Annotated in this window: 15 protein-coding genes and 1 riboswitch; of the genes, 12 read left to right on the top strand and 3 right to left on the bottom strand. The window is 38.6% G+C overall.

Translation table 11 applies throughout. From position 1 onward, the window contains the following. Positions 1-241 precede the first annotated feature (241 nt). From I5J82_RS10750 to I5J82_RS10735, 4 genes are all read left to right on the top strand, one after another. On the top strand, positions 242-1,636 hold the full coding sequence (locus tag I5J82_RS10750) for a GntP family permease (protein WP_198767848.1): 1,395 nt from the start codon (positions 242-244) through the stop codon (positions 1,634-1,636). A 31-nt stretch (positions 1,637-1,667) separates the two neighbouring features. After that, positions 1,668-2,453, top strand: coding sequence for a 3-hydroxybutyrate dehydrogenase (locus tag I5J82_RS10745; protein ID WP_198767847.1), 786 nt, complete (start codon positions 1,668-1,670; stop codon positions 2,451-2,453). 57 nt (positions 2,454-2,510) lie between these two features. Next, positions 2,511-2,711, top strand: a riboswitch (cobalamin riboswitch). 131 nt (positions 2,712-2,842) lie between these two features. After that, positions 2,843-5,068, top strand: coding sequence for a ribonucleoside-diphosphate reductase subunit alpha (locus tag I5J82_RS10740; protein ID WP_233096460.1), 2,226 nt, complete (start codon positions 2,843-2,845; stop codon positions 5,066-5,068). A 1-nt stretch (position 5,069) separates the two neighbouring features. Continuing rightward, a complete protein-coding gene (locus I5J82_RS10735; RefSeq protein ID WP_198768988.1) occupies positions 5,070-6,107 on the top strand; it encodes a ribonucleotide-diphosphate reductase subunit beta in 1,038 nt (345 codons plus the stop codon). 59 nt (positions 6,108-6,166) lie between these two features. Here the strand turns inward: I5J82_RS10735 and comER are convergent, their stop codons facing one another. Beyond that, the gene (comER, locus tag I5J82_RS10730; RefSeq protein ID WP_198767845.1) at positions 6,167-7,003 is read right to left on the bottom strand and encodes a late competence protein ComER; all 837 of its coding nucleotides are present in this window, start codon (positions 7,001-7,003) and stop codon (positions 6,167-6,169) included. 92 nt (positions 7,004-7,095) lie between these two features. On the opposite strand from comER, the gene I5J82_RS10725 reads away from it, so the two are divergent. The 3 genes from I5J82_RS10725 (at position 7,096) to I5J82_RS10715 (ending at position 10,550) form a co-directional block, all read left to right on the top strand. Continuing rightward, the gene (locus I5J82_RS10725; protein WP_198767844.1) at positions 7,096-7,734 is read left to right on the top strand and encodes a helix-hairpin-helix domain-containing protein; all 639 of its coding nucleotides are present in this window, start codon (positions 7,096-7,098) and stop codon (positions 7,732-7,734) included. A gap of 69 nt (positions 7,735-7,803) precedes the next feature. Next, positions 7,804-8,265 (top strand): ComE operon protein 2, encoded by a 462-nt coding sequence (locus I5J82_RS10720; RefSeq protein ID WP_066396327.1) that lies wholly within the window; start codon positions 7,804-7,806, stop codon positions 8,263-8,265. Beyond that, positions 8,262-10,550: a DNA internalization-related competence protein ComEC/Rec2 gene (locus tag I5J82_RS10715; RefSeq protein WP_269819570.1), complete on the top strand. Its 2,289-nt coding sequence runs from the start codon at positions 8,262-8,264 to the stop codon at positions 10,548-10,550. Before I5J82_RS10720 ends, I5J82_RS10715 begins: the two co-directional genes overlap by 4 nt. Positions 10,551-10,586: 36 nt before the next feature. On the opposite strand, the gene I5J82_RS10710 is transcribed toward I5J82_RS10715, so the two are convergent. Next, positions 10,587-10,718 carry a YqzM family protein gene (locus I5J82_RS10710; RefSeq protein ID WP_082820577.1) on the bottom strand — a complete coding sequence of 44 codons (132 nt, stop codon included), beginning with the start codon at positions 10,716-10,718 and terminating at the stop codon, positions 10,587-10,589. 286 nt (positions 10,719-11,004) lie between these two features. Here I5J82_RS10710 and holA point away from each other — a divergent pair, with 286 nt between their 5' ends. After that, complete coding sequence (gene holA, locus I5J82_RS10705) at positions 11,005-12,030, top strand: DNA polymerase III subunit delta (protein WP_198767842.1); 1,026 nt, start codon at positions 11,005-11,007, stop codon at positions 12,028-12,030. Between the two features lie 387 nt (positions 12,031-12,417). On the opposite strand, the gene rpsT is transcribed toward holA, so the two are convergent. Beyond that, positions 12,418-12,684 (bottom strand): 30S ribosomal protein S20, encoded by a 267-nt coding sequence (gene rpsT, locus I5J82_RS10700; RefSeq protein ID WP_066291124.1) that lies wholly within the window; start codon positions 12,682-12,684, stop codon positions 12,418-12,420. Positions 12,685-12,840: 156 nt separating this feature from the next. Here rpsT and gpr point away from each other — a divergent pair, with 156 nt between their 5' ends. The 4 genes from gpr to hemW all read left to right on the top strand — a co-directional run bounded on the left by gpr (position 12,841) and on the right by hemW (position 17,660). Next, a complete protein-coding gene (gpr, locus tag I5J82_RS10695; RefSeq protein ID WP_191753771.1) occupies positions 12,841-13,950 on the top strand; it encodes a GPR endopeptidase in 1,110 nt (369 codons plus the stop codon). A 69-nt stretch (positions 13,951-14,019) separates the two neighbouring features. Beyond that, positions 14,020-14,373: a DUF3679 domain-containing protein gene (locus tag I5J82_RS10690; protein ID WP_198767841.1), complete on the top strand. Its 354-nt coding sequence runs from the start codon at positions 14,020-14,022 to the stop codon at positions 14,371-14,373. A gap of 231 nt (positions 14,374-14,604) precedes the next feature. After that, positions 14,605-16,440 carry a translation elongation factor 4 gene (gene lepA, locus I5J82_RS10685; RefSeq protein ID WP_233096458.1) on the top strand — a complete coding sequence of 612 codons (1,836 nt, stop codon included), beginning with the start codon at positions 14,605-14,607 and terminating at the stop codon, positions 16,438-16,440. Between the two features lie 74 nt (positions 16,441-16,514). Next, the gene (hemW, locus tag I5J82_RS10680) at positions 16,515-17,660 is read left to right on the top strand and encodes a radical SAM family heme chaperone HemW (protein ID WP_198767840.1); all 1,146 of its coding nucleotides are present in this window, start codon (positions 16,515-16,517) and stop codon (positions 17,658-17,660) included. Positions 17,661-17,713: the final 53 nt, after the last annotated feature.

The following is a 17,713-nucleotide window of genomic DNA, read 5'->3' as shown; positions in this document are numbered from 1 at the left end:
CCGATTTTTACATGGCCTCTTTATTTAGTTTTGTAATTCTATACTCACAAAATTAAATGATCTCTGAACTTTTTCCGATTTATCGGAAAATTTAAAGGGTGTACCTTGCTTCTTATACCTTTCTGAAGTTGGCATGAAACTTGCAAATGAATTAAAGCGTGTATTACATTTGGAGAGGTGATGATGCTAAAAAAATGAAAGCGCTTCAAAAAAGTAAAATTGTTAGAATGGGGGAATTGAAATGGACATTATTATTATTTTATTATCATTATTCTTTTTAATGTTCGTAGCTTACAGAGGGTTCAGCGTTATTCTATTTGCACCGATCGCTGCATTGTTTGCTGTATTGCTTACTGAACCTGGTCACGTATTGCCTTTCTTTTCAGGCGTATTTATGGAGAAGATGGTTGGCTTCATTAAACTTTATTTCCCGGTTTTCTTACTAGGAGCTATTTTTGGAAAAGTTATCGAAATGTCAGGCTTTGCAAAATCGATCACTCAGTTTGTTATCAAACTGATCGGACCTGCAAGAGCGATGCTTGCCATCGTACTCGTTGGAGCGATTTTAACTTATGGTGGAGTATCTTTGTTTGTTGTTGCTTTTGCGCTCTACCCGTTTGCATCTGAACTTTTTAAACTTGCGGATATTCCTAAACGACTTATTCCCGGTACGATCGCACTAGGAGCTTTTACATTTACGATGGATGCTTTTCCTGGGAGTCCACAGATTCAAAATATTATTCCAACGTCTTTCTTTGGTACAACTACTTGGGCTGCACCGTGGCTCGGGTTTATCGGAGGAATGTTTGTTTTCATATTGGGTATGATCTACCTTGAGTGGAGACGTAGACAAGCGGCGGCAAAAGGTGAAGGATACGGAACAGGTCATACCAACGAGCCTGAAAAGCTGGATTCTGAAAATCTACCAAATGCTTTTATAGCGATTCTTCCACTTATTTTAGTAGGAGTGTTCAATAAATGGTTCACCGTCCTAATTCCTCAGTATTACGGAAAGACGTTTGATTTTTCTGCGATTGGTATGAAGAACGTGCCTGAGATTCAAATACCATCGCTTGCTGCTGTATGGGCAGTTGAAGGAGCTTTGATCATTGGTATCATTACAGTTCTCTTGTTCTCTTTCAAAAGAATTAAAAACAACTTTAATAAAGGGATCAATCTATCCATAGGCGGAGCGTTACTTGCTACATTAAATACAGCATCAGAGTATGGATTTGGTGGTGTAATCGCAGCACTGCCTGGCTTTACTGCAGTAAACTCGGCAATGTCGAATACAATCAAAGACCCGTTGATCAATGAAGCAGTTACGACTACGACGTTAGCTGGTATTACAGGATCTGCGTCTGGCGGAATGAGTATCGCACTCGCAACGATGAGTGAAACGTATATTGCACAAGCAGACAAACTTGGTATTGATACAGAAGTACTTCACCGTGTTGCTTCAATGGCGAGTGGTGGAATGGATACACTTCCGCACAACGGTGCTGTTATTACTTTGTTAGCCGTTACTGGTTTAACTCATAAACAAGCGTATATCGATATTTTTGCGATGACGATCATTAAAACGATCGCTGTGTTTGTAATCATAGGTTTGTATTATGGATTCGGTATCGTTTAAACTATTTTTCTAAGAAAGGAGTAATTATGCCATGAGAGCGTTCGTTGAGGGAAAAGTTGTCTTTATTACAGGAGCAGCCAGTGGAATTGGTTTGCAGTTAGCAAAGGCTTTTGCTGAACAAGGAGCAAAAGTCGTGATCAGTGATTTAAATGATGAGAAAGCAAAGGAATCTGCACAGCTGTTGGTTCAAGATGGTCTTGAAGCAATCGGACTTGGCTGTAATGTGACCAAGGAAGAAGATATAACAATAGCGTTGGACGAAACACTGAAACATTTCGGACGCATCGATGTCCTCATTAACAATGCAGGATTGCAGTATGTTTCTCCGCTTGAAGAGTTTCCGACTGAGAAGTTTCAGCAATTGATCAGTGTAATGCTTACGGCTCCATTTATAGCAACAAAACATGTGTTTCCCATCATGAAGAAACAAGGATTCGGACGTATCATAAATATGGCCTCCATAAATGGACTTGTAGGTTTTGCAGGAAAATCTGCATACAACAGTGCGAAGCATGGAGTTATCGGTCTAACGAAAGTAGCTGCCTTAGAGGGTGCACCTTTTGGAATAACGGTAAATGCGGTTTGCCCAGGGTATGTTGATACACCTCTTGTAAGAGGGCAATTAGAAGACCTGGCTAAAACGAGAAACGTTGAGTTAGAAAAAGTTTTGGAAGAAGTCATCTATCCGCTTGTTCCTCAGAAAAGATTGTTAGATGTTCAAGAGATTGCAGATTACACACTCTTTCTTTCAAGTGAAAATGCGAAAGGTGTTACAGGGCAAGCGATTGTTATCGATGGTGGCTATGTCGCGCAATAATAGATAGATAATCTATTGACATTCACTATATTTAGTGTCAAAGTATATAATACAAACCTATATATGGAGAAATCAGGTGCCGGAACATCCGGCTTAAAAGGGAATTCGGTTCAATGCCGAAGCTGTCCCCGCAACTGTAATTGTGGACGAAATGGAATAGCCACTGTACAGTCAGTTATTTAATATGGCTGCTGTATGGGAAGGCCCAAAGTAGGAAGAAGCAAAAGCCAGTAGACCTGCCTGAGAACTCCTATTTTCTTTTCCTCGGGGATTGGGAGAAAGAACTGCCGCTGTTTGATGCTGACGCTTGTCTGGCGAATACACGTGATTCTTTCACCCTCTTCCTGATGGAAGAGGGTTTTTATTATGACCTAAGGAGTGTATTAACTATGAAAATGACAACTGAAAACTCTTTGCTCGGGGAGTGGTTAAAGAGTTGTGTCGAAAATTTTCCGAACATACAAGCTGAATCTTTTTTAAAAAATGCGAAGAAATTGGAAAGTCGTTCACAAGAATCTAGCTCACTTTATAGACAGTTGATCATGGAAGCATTGAATGGTTTGAGTGCAGAGAACCCACAGTGGACGTTTGTGGCATCACAAATCTATTTAAGGCAGCTATATGAAGAAGTGATGCGTAATCGGGAAGAAACAGAAAAGCAACCATATACAAACCTCTATGGGCTGATTACGAAATTAGTAAGTTTGAATATCTATGATGATACTATTCTATCGGCGTACTCAAAGGAAGACTTGGAGAAAGCTGAAAACATGATGGATTCATCTAGAGATAAACTTTTTACATACATTGGACTTAAAACACTTGCGGATCGATACTTGGCAAAAGGGTTCAACCACGAAATTTACGAATTGCCACAAGAACGCTGGATGCTGATCGCCTTATTTTTAATGAGAGACGAGCATCCTACACATAGACTTCAATTCGTCGAAGAAGCATACTGGGCGCTCTCGAATCTCTATATGACGGTTGCAACCCCGACTTTAGCAAATGCAGGGAAGAGCTACGGGCAGCTTAGCTCTTGTTTCATTGATACGATCGACGATAGTTTAAGGGGAATCTTTGATTCTAATACAGATGCAGCAACCGTTTCAAAAGGTGGTGGCGGGCTTGGCATCTATCTCGGAAAAATTAGGGCTAGAGGTTCAGACATTAAAGGATTTAAGGGGAACTCATCAGGTGTAATACCGTGGATGAAGCAGTTAAATAACACGGCCGTGTCTGTAGATCAGCTTGGACAGAGGCAAGGCGCTATCGCCGTCTACCTGGATATTTGGCATAGTGACATCTTGGAGTTTTTAGATGCAAAGTTAAACAATGGTGATGAACGAATGAGAACACATGATCTTTTTACAGGTGTGTGTCTGCCAGACCTTTTCATGGAACGCGTAGAAAAACGTGAGGACTGGTATCTGTTCGATCCTCACGAGGTAAGAAAGATCAAAGGTTATTCTTTAGAAGATTTCTATGATGAAACGATTGGATCAGGAAGCTTTAGAGAAAAATATGCTGATTGTGTCAATGATGAGAGACTTTCAAAAAAATCTATTCCTGCTATTGAGATCATGAAACGAATCATGAAGTCGCAACTTGAAACCGGAACACCGTTCATGTTTTATCGTGATACTGTAAACCGGTTAAATCCAAATCCTCATAAAGGGATGGTCTATGCATCTAACCTGTGCACAGAGATTATGCAAAACATGTCTGCGACTGTTGTCACGTCAGAGGAAGCGGAGAATGGAGAAATCGTCATCAGAAAAACGCCAGGAGACTTTGTCGTTTGTAATCTATCTTCTCTTTCACTTGCTAAAGTGATCAATGACGACGTGTTAAAAAGAGTGATTGATATTCAAATCCGTATGCTTGATAACGTTATTGATCTTAATCGTATCGATGTGCCTCAAGCAGAACTTACAAATAAGAAGTACCGTGCAGTCGGTGTAGGAACATTTGGATGGCACCACCTTTTAGCGAAAGAGGGGATCAAGTGGGAAAGTGAAGAAGCTGTTTCGTATGCTGATACCCTTTATGAGACGATTAATTATCATGTAATCAATGCTAGTTGTGAGCTTGCGAAAGAAAAGGGAAGATATCCGGCGTTTTCAGGATCAGATTGGGAGACGGGGGCCTACTTTTCTAAGCGTAACTATTCCTCTGAAGAGTGGGAGAGTCTAATAGAAAGAGTCAATATGCATGGACTAAGGAATGGTTACCTCATTGCGGTTGCACCGAATTCATCAACGTCGATTATCGCAAATTCGACGCCGAGTGTGGATCCTATATTTAAAAGATTCTATTCAGAAGAAAAGAAGAACTATAAAATTCCTGTAACAGCACCTGATTTGAGTGCAGAAACAACATGGTTTTATAAATCTGCGTTTTTAATCGATCAAACATGGAGTATTGAACAGAACGCAGCTAGACAGAGGCACGTGGATCAGTCCATTTCGTTTAATCTCTATGTTAATCACAACATAAAGGCCAAAGAGTTGTTACACCTTCATATGTTGAGCTTTAAAAAAGGATTGAAGACAACCTATTACACTCGGTCTACGTCGATCGAGTTAGAAGGATGTGAAAGCTGTGAAAGTTAATATTCAACCACTCAAAGAGAGAAAAATCTATGATGTAGAAGCTCCTAATCGATCCACAGGTATCATCAATGGTAAGAGTTCCAACATTCTAAACTGGGACGATGTGAGATATAAATGGGCTTATCCACTATACAAAAACATGTTGGCTAATTTTTGGACACCGTTTGAGATCAACATGTCGAGTGACAGCAAACAATATGTTAGCTTGAGTGAAAAAGAACAAGATACGTTTAATAAGATTATAGGTTTATTGGCATTCTTAGATAGTGTTCAAACGGATTATTCGAGCAAAGTAGCAGCATATTTAACAGATTCAAGCCTTGCTGCACTAATGGCCACTCTATCGTTCCAAGAAGTGGTTCATAATCAGTCATATTCGTACGTTTTGTCCTCTCTAGTACCGAAGTCTAAGCAGGATGAAATATTTGAATACTGGAAAACAGATGCCGTGCTAAGAGAGAGAAATGATTTCATTGTAGAAGGCTATGAGGAATTTATTCATAACCCTACGCCTCAAACATTTTTGAAATCTATTGTTTATGACGTAATCCTAGAAGGGTTAAATTTTTATTCTGGATTCAGCTTCTTCTATAATTTAGCCAGAAATCAAAAGATGGTCTCGACTTCAACGATGATCAACTATATTAATAGAGATGAGCAGCTACATGTTTATCTTTTTACTCAAATTTTTAAAGCTGTAATAGAAGAAGACCCGCAATTAAGAGATGAAGAGTTGGAGATGTTTGCGAGAAACACGTTTCATCGGGCCGCTGAGCTTGAGATTAAATGGAGTAAGTATATAATAGGAAATTCATTTGAGGGCATTCATGAATCCGATCTAGAAGCATATATTAAGTTCATGGCGAATAAACGATTGAACGAATTAGGCTATAACAAGCTATACCCAGAATACAATAAAAATCCTCTTCCTTGGATAAAGGCATATTCTGATGTGAATTCGGGAAAAAGTGATTTTTTTGAGCAGAAATCGAGACAATACACTAAAGTTTCTGATGAAAATGGGTTCGATGAATTATAGAAAGCCGGGATCTAGGTCCCGGCTTTCTTTTTTTAGATGTTTTATAATGACGATAGAATTTACTTAAGCTCTTCTTTTACTTCAAACTGTTGGCTCACTTTTTCGCATTCTTCATGATATTTTTCGTGTGTGCGCTTAATGACATGATCGAAAACTTCATCGACCTCATTGCTCAGAATCTTAATACCTTCTCCTGTAATACCACCTTTTACGCATACCTTTTGAATGAGTGTTGGTAACGTATAAATATCTTTCTCAAGTAGTTTTCCCATTCCGATAATCATATCACTTGCCAGTTGGGTTGCCTGTGCTTTAGTGATGTCGGTTTGATCGACTGCTGAATTAATAAAGCATTGCAGGACATAACCGATAAACGCAGGACCACAGCTCGCGATATCAGAAGAGACCCGAGTGATATTTTCATCGATTTCGAGTGGTGTAGAAATATAACTCATTAAAGTTAGTAGCTTCTCTTTGTAATCAGGGTGACATCTTTTTCCGAAAGTTACAAGAGATGATCCAGCTAGTGCCCGATTATTAATACTCGGAATAGCTCTTGCAATATTGCAATCTAGCAGATCTTCCAACTGTTCACAGGAAATAGGACTTGTAATAGAAACGAGCAGTTGATGTTTAGAGATAGAATTTTTATTGCTAGAAAGCAACGAATAAAACTCGTGTGGTTTCACACATATGAACACAATCTCAGCAAATCGGAAAACTTCTTCAGGATTATTACCAACCTTCATTTTTGGATAGGCATTCTGCAGCCTCTCCGCTTTAGACAGAGTACGGTTAGTGACCATGAGCCTTGATGGCGAAATGGCTGAAGATTCGATAAAAGAAGAAGCAAGAACGCTTCCCATATTTCCGGTTCCGATAATTCCAACCTTCATATCTGAACCTCCTTCCTCTACGTTCAAATTTATGCACGCAGTGTATTAAATATGTTTTTTGCAAGTTCAAGCCTATTTAAGAAGGTGAATGAATGGGAAAGTTAAAGCAACATATGAACTGGTTCATTGGAGGTGGCATTATGCTGATCCTTGCAATAATTGTATCTCTATTCAATTATTTTCAAAGTGAGCCAAATATGCCTAATCCCTCACAAGTTCCTAAAGAAATACAACCGGAATTGCAAATCTCCGCTGATCAGCCAGCGCGAAAGATGGGTGAAGAGAACGACGGAAAAAAGACAGAAATTATGGTCGATGTGCAAGGAAGTGTTAAGCGTCCAGGAGTCTACGAGTTGAAAGAAGGAGACCGTGTGTTACATGCCATACAGATGGCTGGTGGCTTTAAAGAGGAAGCGGAAGTTCGTTCGGTTAATCAAGCTTTGAAAATATCAGATGAAATGATCGTGTATGTAGCCGAGAAGGGTGAAAAGTTTGAGTCGCAACCAGTATCAACTAAGCCGGTTGAAGATGACCACACGTTAGTTAATATTAATTCTGCGGATGAAACAGAGCTCCAAACACTAAACGGTGTGGGGCCAGCAAAAGCACAAAGTATCATTTCCTATCGCGAAGAGAATGGTCCCTTTACTTCTTTAGAACAGTTATTAGAAGTAAGAGGAATTGGTGAAAAGACGATTGAACAATGGAAAGATCAAATTAGCTTTGAGTAAGGGTTTTTATTGACCCTTTAAAAGACGAATACTACACTAGGGTTATAGAAATAGAGGAGGCGGTTAGCGTTGCAGCGAATATCGTGGAACGAATATTATATGGCACAAAGCCAATTGCTTGCACTAAGAAGTACATGCACCAGATTAGCTGTTGGGGCAACGATAGTAAGAGATAAACGGATTATCGCTGGAGGTTATAATGGCTCGATCTCAGGTGGTGTTCATTGTATTGATGAAGGCTGCTATGTGATTGATGGTCATTGTGTAAGGACCATCCATGCAGAGATGAACGCACTATTGCAATGCGCGAAGTTCGGTGTACCGACAGAAGGTGCTGAAATGTACGTAACCCACTTCCCTTGCTTGCATTGTTGTCGATCAATCATACAAAGTGGTATTAAAAAAATCTATTATGGTCAGGACTATAAAAATCATCCGTATAGCATTGAACAGTTTAAAGAAGCAGGAGTAATCGTTGAAAAAGTTGAAATGAACTTCTTGCCTTCAACATTTCTTACTCATAAAGCATGAATCCTAGACATGCCGTCTTGAGTGCATGCTCTGCATTCTATGGAATCTGGATTTCTCAAAATTCTTCGATAACCGGGTTAGTTTTTATGGCTTTCCTGGTTATCGTTATTGTTATACAGATCAGAAAAAAGTCAATATACATCCTCGTTTTTCTCCCAATCTTCTTTATCTATTCCCATTACGATAACAATAAAAGTTTCTCCAAGTTTTCAGAAGAACAAATGATATTTTCAGGTAAAATAATATCAATTCCCAAAATAGACGGAAACTTATTAAGCTTCGAACTTGAAACGTATGATGAAACGGTCGTTGTTTATCATAAAATAAAATCAGCAGTTGAAAAGGAACAGCTTAACAATCTAAGTATTCATTTATCATGCGTTTTAAAAGGAAAACTTGAGGAACCTCAGACAAAAACCCATTTTTATGGAATGGATTATCGTGAATATTTAAGGAACAACAATATCTACTGGATCTTAAAAACAGTTGAGTTCGGTGTCGATCACTGTGAAAAGACTAAGAATCCGAGTGTCCATGAACAAATAGATACTTGGCGAAGCAAGAAGATTAAAGCATTAGAAAATCATTTTTCTGCTAACACAGCTGGTTTGATGAATGCTCTTCTTTTTGGTTATAGAGACGGAATAGAAGCAGAAACACTTCAATATTACCAAGGTTTGGGGTTGACACATCTATTAGCAGTCTCTGGATTTAATGTTGGAATTGTTACTTATATCTTATATTTAATTCTTGTAAGGTTGGGTGTGATAAAAGAAATAGCCTACATACTAATCATTCTTTTCCTGCCGATCTACATTGTACTAACGGGAGCTGAAAGTTCGATCATACGAGCAGGTATGATGGGCATGATCGTGTTACTAATCATGATGTTTAAAGGGAAGCTGCATCCTGTGACACTGCTCTCGTTTGTATGTATAGGAATGCTGAGCTATGATCCTTCGTTCGCATTTGACCTTGGATTTCAACTCTCTTTTCTAATGACCTTCGTTTTGATTACTTCTATTTACGTTCTCGAAAACGCTTCTTCTATTGGATTACTGATTATGACTTCTTCAATCTGTTCTTTGTTTTCCTTTCCGATCATTCTTTATCACTTTTTTGAATTCTCCCTATTGTCGATTCCCTTTAATGTCCTATATATCCCTTTCGTATCATTGGTTTTGTTTCCCATTTCTTTTGTTATTCTGCTCCTTTCTTTATTTGTACCAGAAGCGATTCTAACGGTTAAAGAGCTTATCGAATCCTTGTTTAATTTCTCAGTCCTGTTCATGGAAAAGGCGCAGTTTCTCAAGATGACTGTTGTTTTAGGAAGACCAACTGATTGGATATATGCACTGTATTTTTGTGCGATCTTCTATTTTATGTACAGATGGGAAGTTACTAAACAAATTCACATCTTGATTGTTATGCCATTTCTATTAGTCTGTTTCATTCATTGGGGACTTCCTTATGTAAACCCAAAAGCAACGGTATCTTTTATAAATGTAGGACAAGGTGATAGTATTCTCGTCGAGTTGCCCTACAGAAAAGCAGTCTATTTGATTGATACTGGTGGTTCATTCTCTTTTGGTCAAGAGGATTGGGAAAAAAGAGAGGAAGAATATGACGTTACAAAAGAAGTAGTATATCCCTTCTTGAAAGCGAAAGGAATCCGACGTTTAGATGGGCTAATCATTACTCATGGAGATTTAGATCATGCTGGGGGAGGAGAGTTTTTACTCGATCATATCAAGGTGGAAAATGTTTCTTTGCCCCATAAACGAAAAGGTAATGATCTTGAGACATTCATCGAAACCGCAGCAGCAAAGAATAATATTGATGTGGTGAAGCTAGCTAAAGGTATGCAATGGGAATCAGCTCACTCTCTATTTTTAGTTTTGCATCCAGGATCTAAAGAAAGCACCTCAAATAATAACTCCATCGTTCTCTGGCTTAAGGTTTACGATCAAACATTTTTATTAACAGGTGACATTGAAGCGGAAGCTGAGACTGCGATCATAAACAGTTTTCCAAAAATAAAGTCTGACGTACTTAAAGTTGGTCACCATGGAAGTGTAACATCTTCAACTCCATCTTTTTTAAACAGCGTCTCTCCTCGATATGGAATTATTTCAGCGGGCGAAAACAACATGTATGGCCATCCGGCACCAGAAGTTTTGAAGAGATTAAGGGGAAGAGGGATTATTATTTATCGGACAGACGAGCATGGGGATATCTCATTTGTAGTAGACAAAAAGGGCTTAAAGGTTAAAACTGCACAATAAAAAAAGGCCGAAAAAATTTCGGTCTTTTTTTATGTATTATGCGATTGCTTTTAGAATGACTCCAATGGCGAAGATTACTGTAAAGAATCCAAAAGATACAACAAAACCCATGCCGGAATCAATAAGGTCGTTACGCTTACTCTGTACATCTTTTTCGAAATGGTTCATGTGACAACCCTCCTAATCCATCCTTAGTATACGTTATCATTTTTAAAAAATCCATACTGAAAATGCTTTCTTTTTGTTGTTTTATCTAAAACTTACCAAAGATGAGATTCGTTGTCACCAATATTATATAAATGCATAGGATATCCTATTAAAGCTAGCCTTAAACGATTATATCGTTTAAGTGTTAGTGTTTATCATAGATGAAGGAACAGACATATGCGCTGTTCCTTCTTTTGCTTGCAAATGCACTTCGTTCCTCATAGGATAAGAGATAGAGGTGAAAAAGGTGCTTACAGTAGAAGCGTTAAAAAAGAAGATTAGAAACAATGAATCATCCCCGATTTATTTGATTTGGGGTACAGAAATTTATTTAGCAGAAGAAGCGATTCAAACCATATCAGGCCTTTTGTCTCCTGATGAAAAGGACTTTAACTTAAGTGTACATAATATGGATGAAATCTCTGTTCAAGAGATTATTGAAGACGCAGAAACGATGCCGTTCTTGGGAGATCGGCGCGTCGTCGTAATAAAAAACGCAACGTTCTTAACTGCTGCAAAAGATAAATCAAAGATCGAACACGACTTCAAAGTATTTGAACAGTACATACAAAATCCTGCAGAATATACAACGTTAGTCATCGTAGTTCCTCATGAAAAACTAGATGAACGCAAGAAAATAGTAAAATTGGTTAAAGCACAATCTGAAATGATTCAGGTTTCAGAGCTTAGTAACGATACTGCTGAAAAATGGCTTCAAAAAGAAGCAGTGAATTTAGAGGTCTCTATCGATGGAGATGCGATTCAATTGCTTCTTTCAAGACTAGGTACACGTATGGCAGTTTTGGCGAAAGAAATGGAAAAAATGGCTCTTTTTGTAGGTGAGAATGGGGTTATTACGAAGGATACGGTAGATTCATTAGTAGCTAGAACGCTTGAAGATGATGTTTTTGCCTTAGTAGATCATGTGGTGCATAAAAGAACTGAACAAGCACTTAGAAGCTTTTATGATCTTATGAAACAAAATCAAGAGCCGATTCAGATTCATGCTTTAATCACAAGACAATTTCGAATGATAAATGGCGTTAAAGAACTGCAAAAGAAAGGTTATGGAGAAAAGCAAATCGCTTCTTCGTTAAAAATACATCCTTACGCCGTAAAGTTAGCTGCAAGGCATGCGAATCAATTTCATGAAGTTTTTCTAAGAAACTGCCTAAATGAGTTTGCAGAAACAGATTATAAATTAAAAACAGGTCAGATGGACAAAACACTCTTACTGGAGTTGGAGATTGTAAAACTCTCACAAGGCTCATAAGATTGATAAGTGATGTGTGGCGAACCCTTTTTCAGAAATTGAAAATGGGTTTTTTCAATGCTTGAATTTTTATACAAGGTAGAGGTTATAGACTTGCTGAACATTTGTCGAGTTATGACGACTCGCCTATTTAAGTTCAAAACTCGCCGTATTTACGACTGAATTTCTAGAATTATTGTTTAAATATCTAGAATTAGTACGTCGAATACCCTAAGAGGTATAAGTTAAACCTTTAATTAATTTCAATTATTGTACCTGTTTTCACCTACAAACAAACAAAAAGCCAGCTCAACATATAAAAGATGAGCTGGCTTTTTTAAGTAAATTGTGCAAAATAAAAAAACGACCTATTGGTGTAAGGCCGTTTTTCGGGTTTCATCCTTCAATTTATGCGTTAACACCGTTTAAAGCCTTAGCAAGACGAGACTTTTGGCGAGAAGCTGCATTTTTGTGGATAAGTCCTTTGTTTGCTGCTTTGTCAATCTTCTTAGAAGCAGTAACAAAAGCTGCTTGAGCACCTTCTGCATTGTTTGAAGCTGCAAGTGCTTCAAAGTTTTTGATAGCAGTACGCATGCCAGACTTTAGTGAAGCGTTGTGTGCACGACGCTTTTCGTTAGTTTTTACACGTTTAATCGCTGATTTAATATTAGCCAATCCATTCACCTCCCTAAATGAACCATGAGCAACAAAATTACTTTCCGTTGCAAAAAATAGGACACAAAGTATTCTATCAAAATCACCCTCTAAATGCAATACAAGAATGAAAAGGAAGAGTTGCGGCAAAAATAATACAAAGGAAGGTGGTAGATTATGGGTAAAGATTTGGACCTGTCAGCCTATTCAGTAAGAACGGATCTGGCTATAGAAGCGCACGATATGCTACTAAAAGAAGATGAAGTTGTGAATAAGAGTACACTTGAGGGTGTCATTATACATGAAAAAGATAGAGATGGAATTAAGATTGTTAGAGTAGAGATCGACGAAAAGGGAGCAGAGACTACCGGGAAAAAAGCAGGCGTTTATGTCACTTTTGAGGTTCAAGGAATACGTGAAAAAGATTCGAAACTTCAAGAGCGCGTACAAGAAGTTTTTGCACATGATTTTAACCGCTTCTTAAAAGAGCAAGGCATCAAACAAGATGATACTTGTCTCGTTGTGGGGTTAGGTAATTGGAATGTAACGCCAGATTCTCTTGGGCCATTAGTTGTTGAGAATTTGACGATCACAAAGCACCTGTTCGAATTAGCTCCTGAAAACGTTGAAGAGGGTTTTCGTCCAGTCTGTGCGATATCACCGGGAGTTATGGGTATTACAGGTATTGAAACGAGCGATATCATCGATGGTATCGTGAAAAAGGCAAATCCGGACTTTGTAATAGCAATCGATGCTCTAGCTTCTCGTTCGATTGAAAGGGTGAACGCCACGATTCAGGTTTCAAACACAGGTATCCATCCGGGGTCAGGTGTTGGAAACAAGCGTAAAGAGCTTAGCAAAGAAACATTAGGTATTCCGGTTATCTCTATAGGGATCCCTACGGTGGTTGATGCGGCCACGATTACTAGTGATACGATCGATTTTATCCTTAAGCACTTTGGGCGTGAGATGAATGAGAAGGATAAACCCTCTAAATCCCTTTTACCAGCGGGTATGACGTTTGGGGAAAAGAAAGTACTAACAGACGATGATTTACCTGAGGAAGACCATCGTAAATCGTTCTTAGGAATTGTTGGTGTCTTAGAAGAAGATGAAAAGCTTCGATTGATTCGTGAAGTGCTCGCACCGATCGGACATAACTTGATGGTCACACCTAAAGAAGTGGATGTGTTTATTGAAGACATGGCTAATGTCTTGGCAAATGGTTTAAATACAGCTCTTCATGGTGGCATTGATCAAGGAAATACTTCTTCATATACACATTAAATTTTTAGTCATGTTTGGACAAGCTTGTGCATAAATTTAAATCGTATATCCCCACGTGGAGGAATGATCATGACAAAATTTATGTTAAAGTGTTTCGGACTGGTAACGATTCTTTTATTTGGGGTTTTATTTGGTATTCAAAAAGCGCACTTTGAAATGGATGAGTTAAAAGGCTCTCCACAAGAAAGTGTTGAATCAAGTTCAAATCCTTCAATGAATCAAGAAGAAACAAAACAGAACCCTGCCTCAGCAACAAGTCATGATATAAAAACAAAACAAGAGACGTTAAGTAAAATAGATTCGTTCAATGTTTTTTCAGCACTTGGGCAAAGACTAACATCGTGGATTTCTTCTGCTTTTGGTGTCATGATCTCTATATTTGGTGTTATTATTAGTGAGATGTTGGCAGTATTTTCACCTTAGAACCATAAAGGATATTTCCTTTATCGGTTCTTTTTATTTTGGGGTGATCTTCAAATAACACTCTGAATTTGTTAAAAGATAAACGGAACAGAACAAAAATTTTAGTATAGGGTTTCTACGAACTTAGACAATAGCTTCACCCTATTTTTTAGGTTGTGATTGAAACCGATACTTTGTATTGCTATAATCAAAGCTAGTGACTTTTCCTAAAATTGTAGGAGTGAACGTATAATGAACAGAGAAGAAAAATTAAAAAGACAAGCTAAGATTAGGAATTTCTCCATAATTGCTCATATTGACCATGGGAAATCCACTTTAGCGGACAGAATTTTGGAAGAAACGAGTGCACTAACACAGCGTGAGATGAAAGAGCAGCTGTTAGACTCGATGGATCTTGAACGTGAACGTGGAATAACGATTAAATTAAATGCCGTTCAGCTGCAATATAAAGCTAAAGATGGTGAGATTTATACGTTCCACTTAATTGATACCCCAGGACACGTAGATTTTACATACGAAGTGTCTAGAAGCTTAGCAGCCTGTGAGGGAGCATTGCTTATCGTGGATGCTGCTCAAGGGATTGAAGCACAGACGCTCGCGAACGTGTATCTGGCACTAGAGAACGATTTAGAGATTCTACCGGTTATCAACAAGATTGATCTTCCGAGTGCAGAGCCTGAACGTGTGCGCCAAGAGATCGAGGATGTTATCGGGTTGGATGCTTCAGAGGCAGTACTTGCTTCAGCAAAAGCAGGAATTGGTATTCAAGATATTCTAGAACAGATCGTAGAAAAAGTACCGGCGCCACCTGGTGATCCAGAAGGGCCGTTAAAAGCGCTTATCTTCGACTCCCTTTATGATCCATATAGAGGTGTCGTGACGTACATTCGAGTAGCTGAAGGAACTGTTAAAGTCGGCGATAAGATTAAGATGATGGCAACAGGTAAAGAGTTTGAAGTACTTGAACTTGGGGTGTTTACACCAAAAGCCGTACAAAAAGACTTCTTAACCGTTGGAGATGTAGGATTCTTAACAGCTTCGATCAAAAATGTTGGAGACACGCAAGTCGGGGATACGATAACGAGTGCAGTGAAAGGCGCATCTGAGCCTCTTCCAGGTTATAGAAAGATGAACCCGATGGTTTACTGCGGACTATATCCAGTAGACACAGCGAAATATAACGATCTTCGTGAAGCGTTAGAACGATTAGTGTTAAATGATTCTGCACTTCAATATGAGCCAGAAACATCTCAAGCACTTGGTTTTGGTTTCCGTTGCGGATTCTTAGGACTGCTTCATATGGAGATCATTCAAGAGCGTATCGAGCGAGAGTTCAACATCGACTTGATCGCGACAGCTCCGAGTGTTATCTACAATGTTACGATGACGGATGGAGAAAAGATCATTGTTGATAATCCGGCGAACATGCCAGAAGCACAAAAGATTTCTGTTGTAGAAGAACCATACGTGAAAGCATCCATCATGACACCGAACGATTATGTTGGTACGATTATGGAGATCTGTCAAAAGAAACGCGGTATCTTCATGACAATGGATTATTTAGAAAATAACCGTGTAAATGTTCTATATGAGATTCCTCTTTCAGAGATCGTGTATGATTTCTTTGATCAGTTGAAATCGAGTACGAAGGGTTATGCATCTCTTGACTATGAATTGATTGGTTATAAGCCATCTAAACTGGTTAAAATGGAAATACTACTGAACAATGAGAAGATTGACGCATTATCTGTAATCGTTCATAAAGATTTTGCATATGAGCGAGGAAAAGTAGTCGTTGAAAAGCTGAAAGAACTTATTCCACGCCAACAGTTTGAGGTGCCGATTCAAGCGGCAATCGGACAAAAGATCGTGGCACGTTCAAACATCAAAGCATTACGAAAGAACGTTTTAGCTAAATGTTACGGTGGAGATATCTCACGTAAACGTAAGCTTCTAGATAAGCAAAAAGAAGGTAAGAAACGTATGAAGACGATCGGTCGAGTCGACGTTCCTCAAGAAGCGTTCATGGCCGTTCTTCGTATGGATGACACAAATAACAATAAATAAAAAAGTAACTTAAGACCGCGAAGGCAACTCTAGCGGTCTTTCCTAATTTATGAGATAAAAAGGCGGTGAACATCTTGCTTAAAGCTGCATATCTGCATATTCCATTCTGTGTACAAATTTGTCACTATTGTGATTTTAACAAGGTATTTATTCATCAACAGCCAGTGGATGAATATTTGCAATCTATGAAAAAAGAAATGATTCATACCACGAAGAGGTTCAATAATTATGAGATGGAAACCATCTTCGTAGGTGGCGGAACCCCGACCTCTCTGAGCGAACAGCAGCTGCAAACGTTTTTGAGTGATGTGAATGAAGTACTAGGTAACAGATCTCTAAAAGAATTTACTGTTGAAGCGAACCCAGAGCAGACTACTGAAGAAAAAATTGCAGTGTTAAAAGACAATGGAGTTAACAGGCTAAGTGTTGGCGTACAAGCTTTTCAATCTTCTTTGTTAAAAAAATTAGGCAGAACACATAACAAAGAAGATGTCTATTCTACGGTTGCTGAGGCAAAAAAAGCGGGTATCGATAACATGTCGATCGACCTCATGTTTGGATTGCCAGGCCAAACGATGGATATGTTTAAGGAATCGGTAAATGAAGCTTTAGCATTAGATGTTCCTCACATTTCGTCTTATTCGTTGCAGATTGAAAAGAAAACCGTATTTTATAACTTGGCTCAAAAAGGCAAGCTGACTCTTCCGGAGCAAGAGCTTGAAGCTGCCATGTATGAATATTTAATTGAGGCTCTGGATAAAAAAGGATTCAAGCAATATGAGATCAGCAATTTTGCAATTCCGGGGTTTGAGAGCAAGCATAATCTCCAATACTGGAACAATAACGAATATTTTGGTATAGGTGCTGGAGCTCATAGTTATGTTGAAGGAACAAGAAGAAGAAATGCAGGTCCCTTAAAACAATATATGAACTTGGTTGAGGAACATGGTTTCCCTTATGTCGAAGAACATCTGGTTCCATTAGTTGAGAAAATGGAAGAAGAAATGTTCATGGGTCTTCGTAAACAGGAGGGTGTTTCCGATAAGACGTTTAGGAATCGCTATGGCAGATCCATGTTTGATATTTATAAAGAACCGATTCAAAGACTCATTCAAAAAGGCTGGCTTGAGCAAAGACAAGACACTCTTCTATTAACGAAGGATGGAAGACCTTTAGGCAACGAAGTCTTTCAAGAATTTATTGGTGTAGTTTTAGATTGACAACGCAGAGTACCTTTTGGTAACTTATATTATAGATTTAGCACTCGCTCTTA

The sequence above is a fragment of the Fictibacillus halophilus genome (genome assembly GCF_016401385.1).
Lineage (GTDB): Bacteria > Bacillota > Bacilli > Bacillales > Fictibacillaceae > Fictibacillus > Fictibacillus halophilus.
Note: the sequence above shows the minus strand (reverse complement) of the source record. Positions and strands in the feature narration are given on the sequence as shown.

Excerpts from the sequence above, each read along its gene's own strand:
- I5J82_RS10750 (WP_198767848.1), top strand. The coding sequence starts at position 242 with ATGGACATTATTATTATTTTATTATCATTATTCTTTTTAATGTTCGTA.
- I5J82_RS10745 (WP_198767847.1), top strand. The coding sequence starts at position 1,668 with ATGAGAGCGTTCGTTGAGGGAAAAGTTGTCTTTATTACAGGAGCAGCC.
- I5J82_RS10740 (WP_233096460.1), top strand. The coding sequence starts at position 2,843 with ATGAAAATGACAACTGAAAACTCTTTGCTCGGGGAGTGGTTAAAGAGT.
- comER (WP_198767845.1), bottom strand. The coding sequence starts at position 7,003 with ATGAAGGTTGGAATTATCGGAACCGGAAATATGGGAAGCGTTCTTGCT.
- I5J82_RS10725 (WP_198767844.1), top strand. The coding sequence starts at position 7,096 with ATGGGAAAGTTAAAGCAACATATGAACTGGTTCATTGGAGGTGGCATT.
- I5J82_RS10715 (WP_269819570.1), top strand. The coding sequence starts at position 8,262 with ATGAATCCTAGACATGCCGTCTTGAGTGCATGCTCTGCATTCTATGGA.
- I5J82_RS10710 (WP_082820577.1), bottom strand. The coding sequence starts at position 10,718 with ATGAACCATTTCGAAAAAGATGTACAGAGTAAGCGTAACGACCTTATT.
- gpr (WP_191753771.1), top strand. The coding sequence starts at position 12,841 with ATGGGTAAAGATTTGGACCTGTCAGCCTATTCAGTAAGAACGGATCTG.
- I5J82_RS10690 (WP_198767841.1), top strand. The coding sequence starts at position 14,020 with ATGACAAAATTTATGTTAAAGTGTTTCGGACTGGTAACGATTCTTTTA.
- lepA (WP_233096458.1), top strand. The coding sequence starts at position 14,605 with ATGAACAGAGAAGAAAAATTAAAAAGACAAGCTAAGATTAGGAATTTC.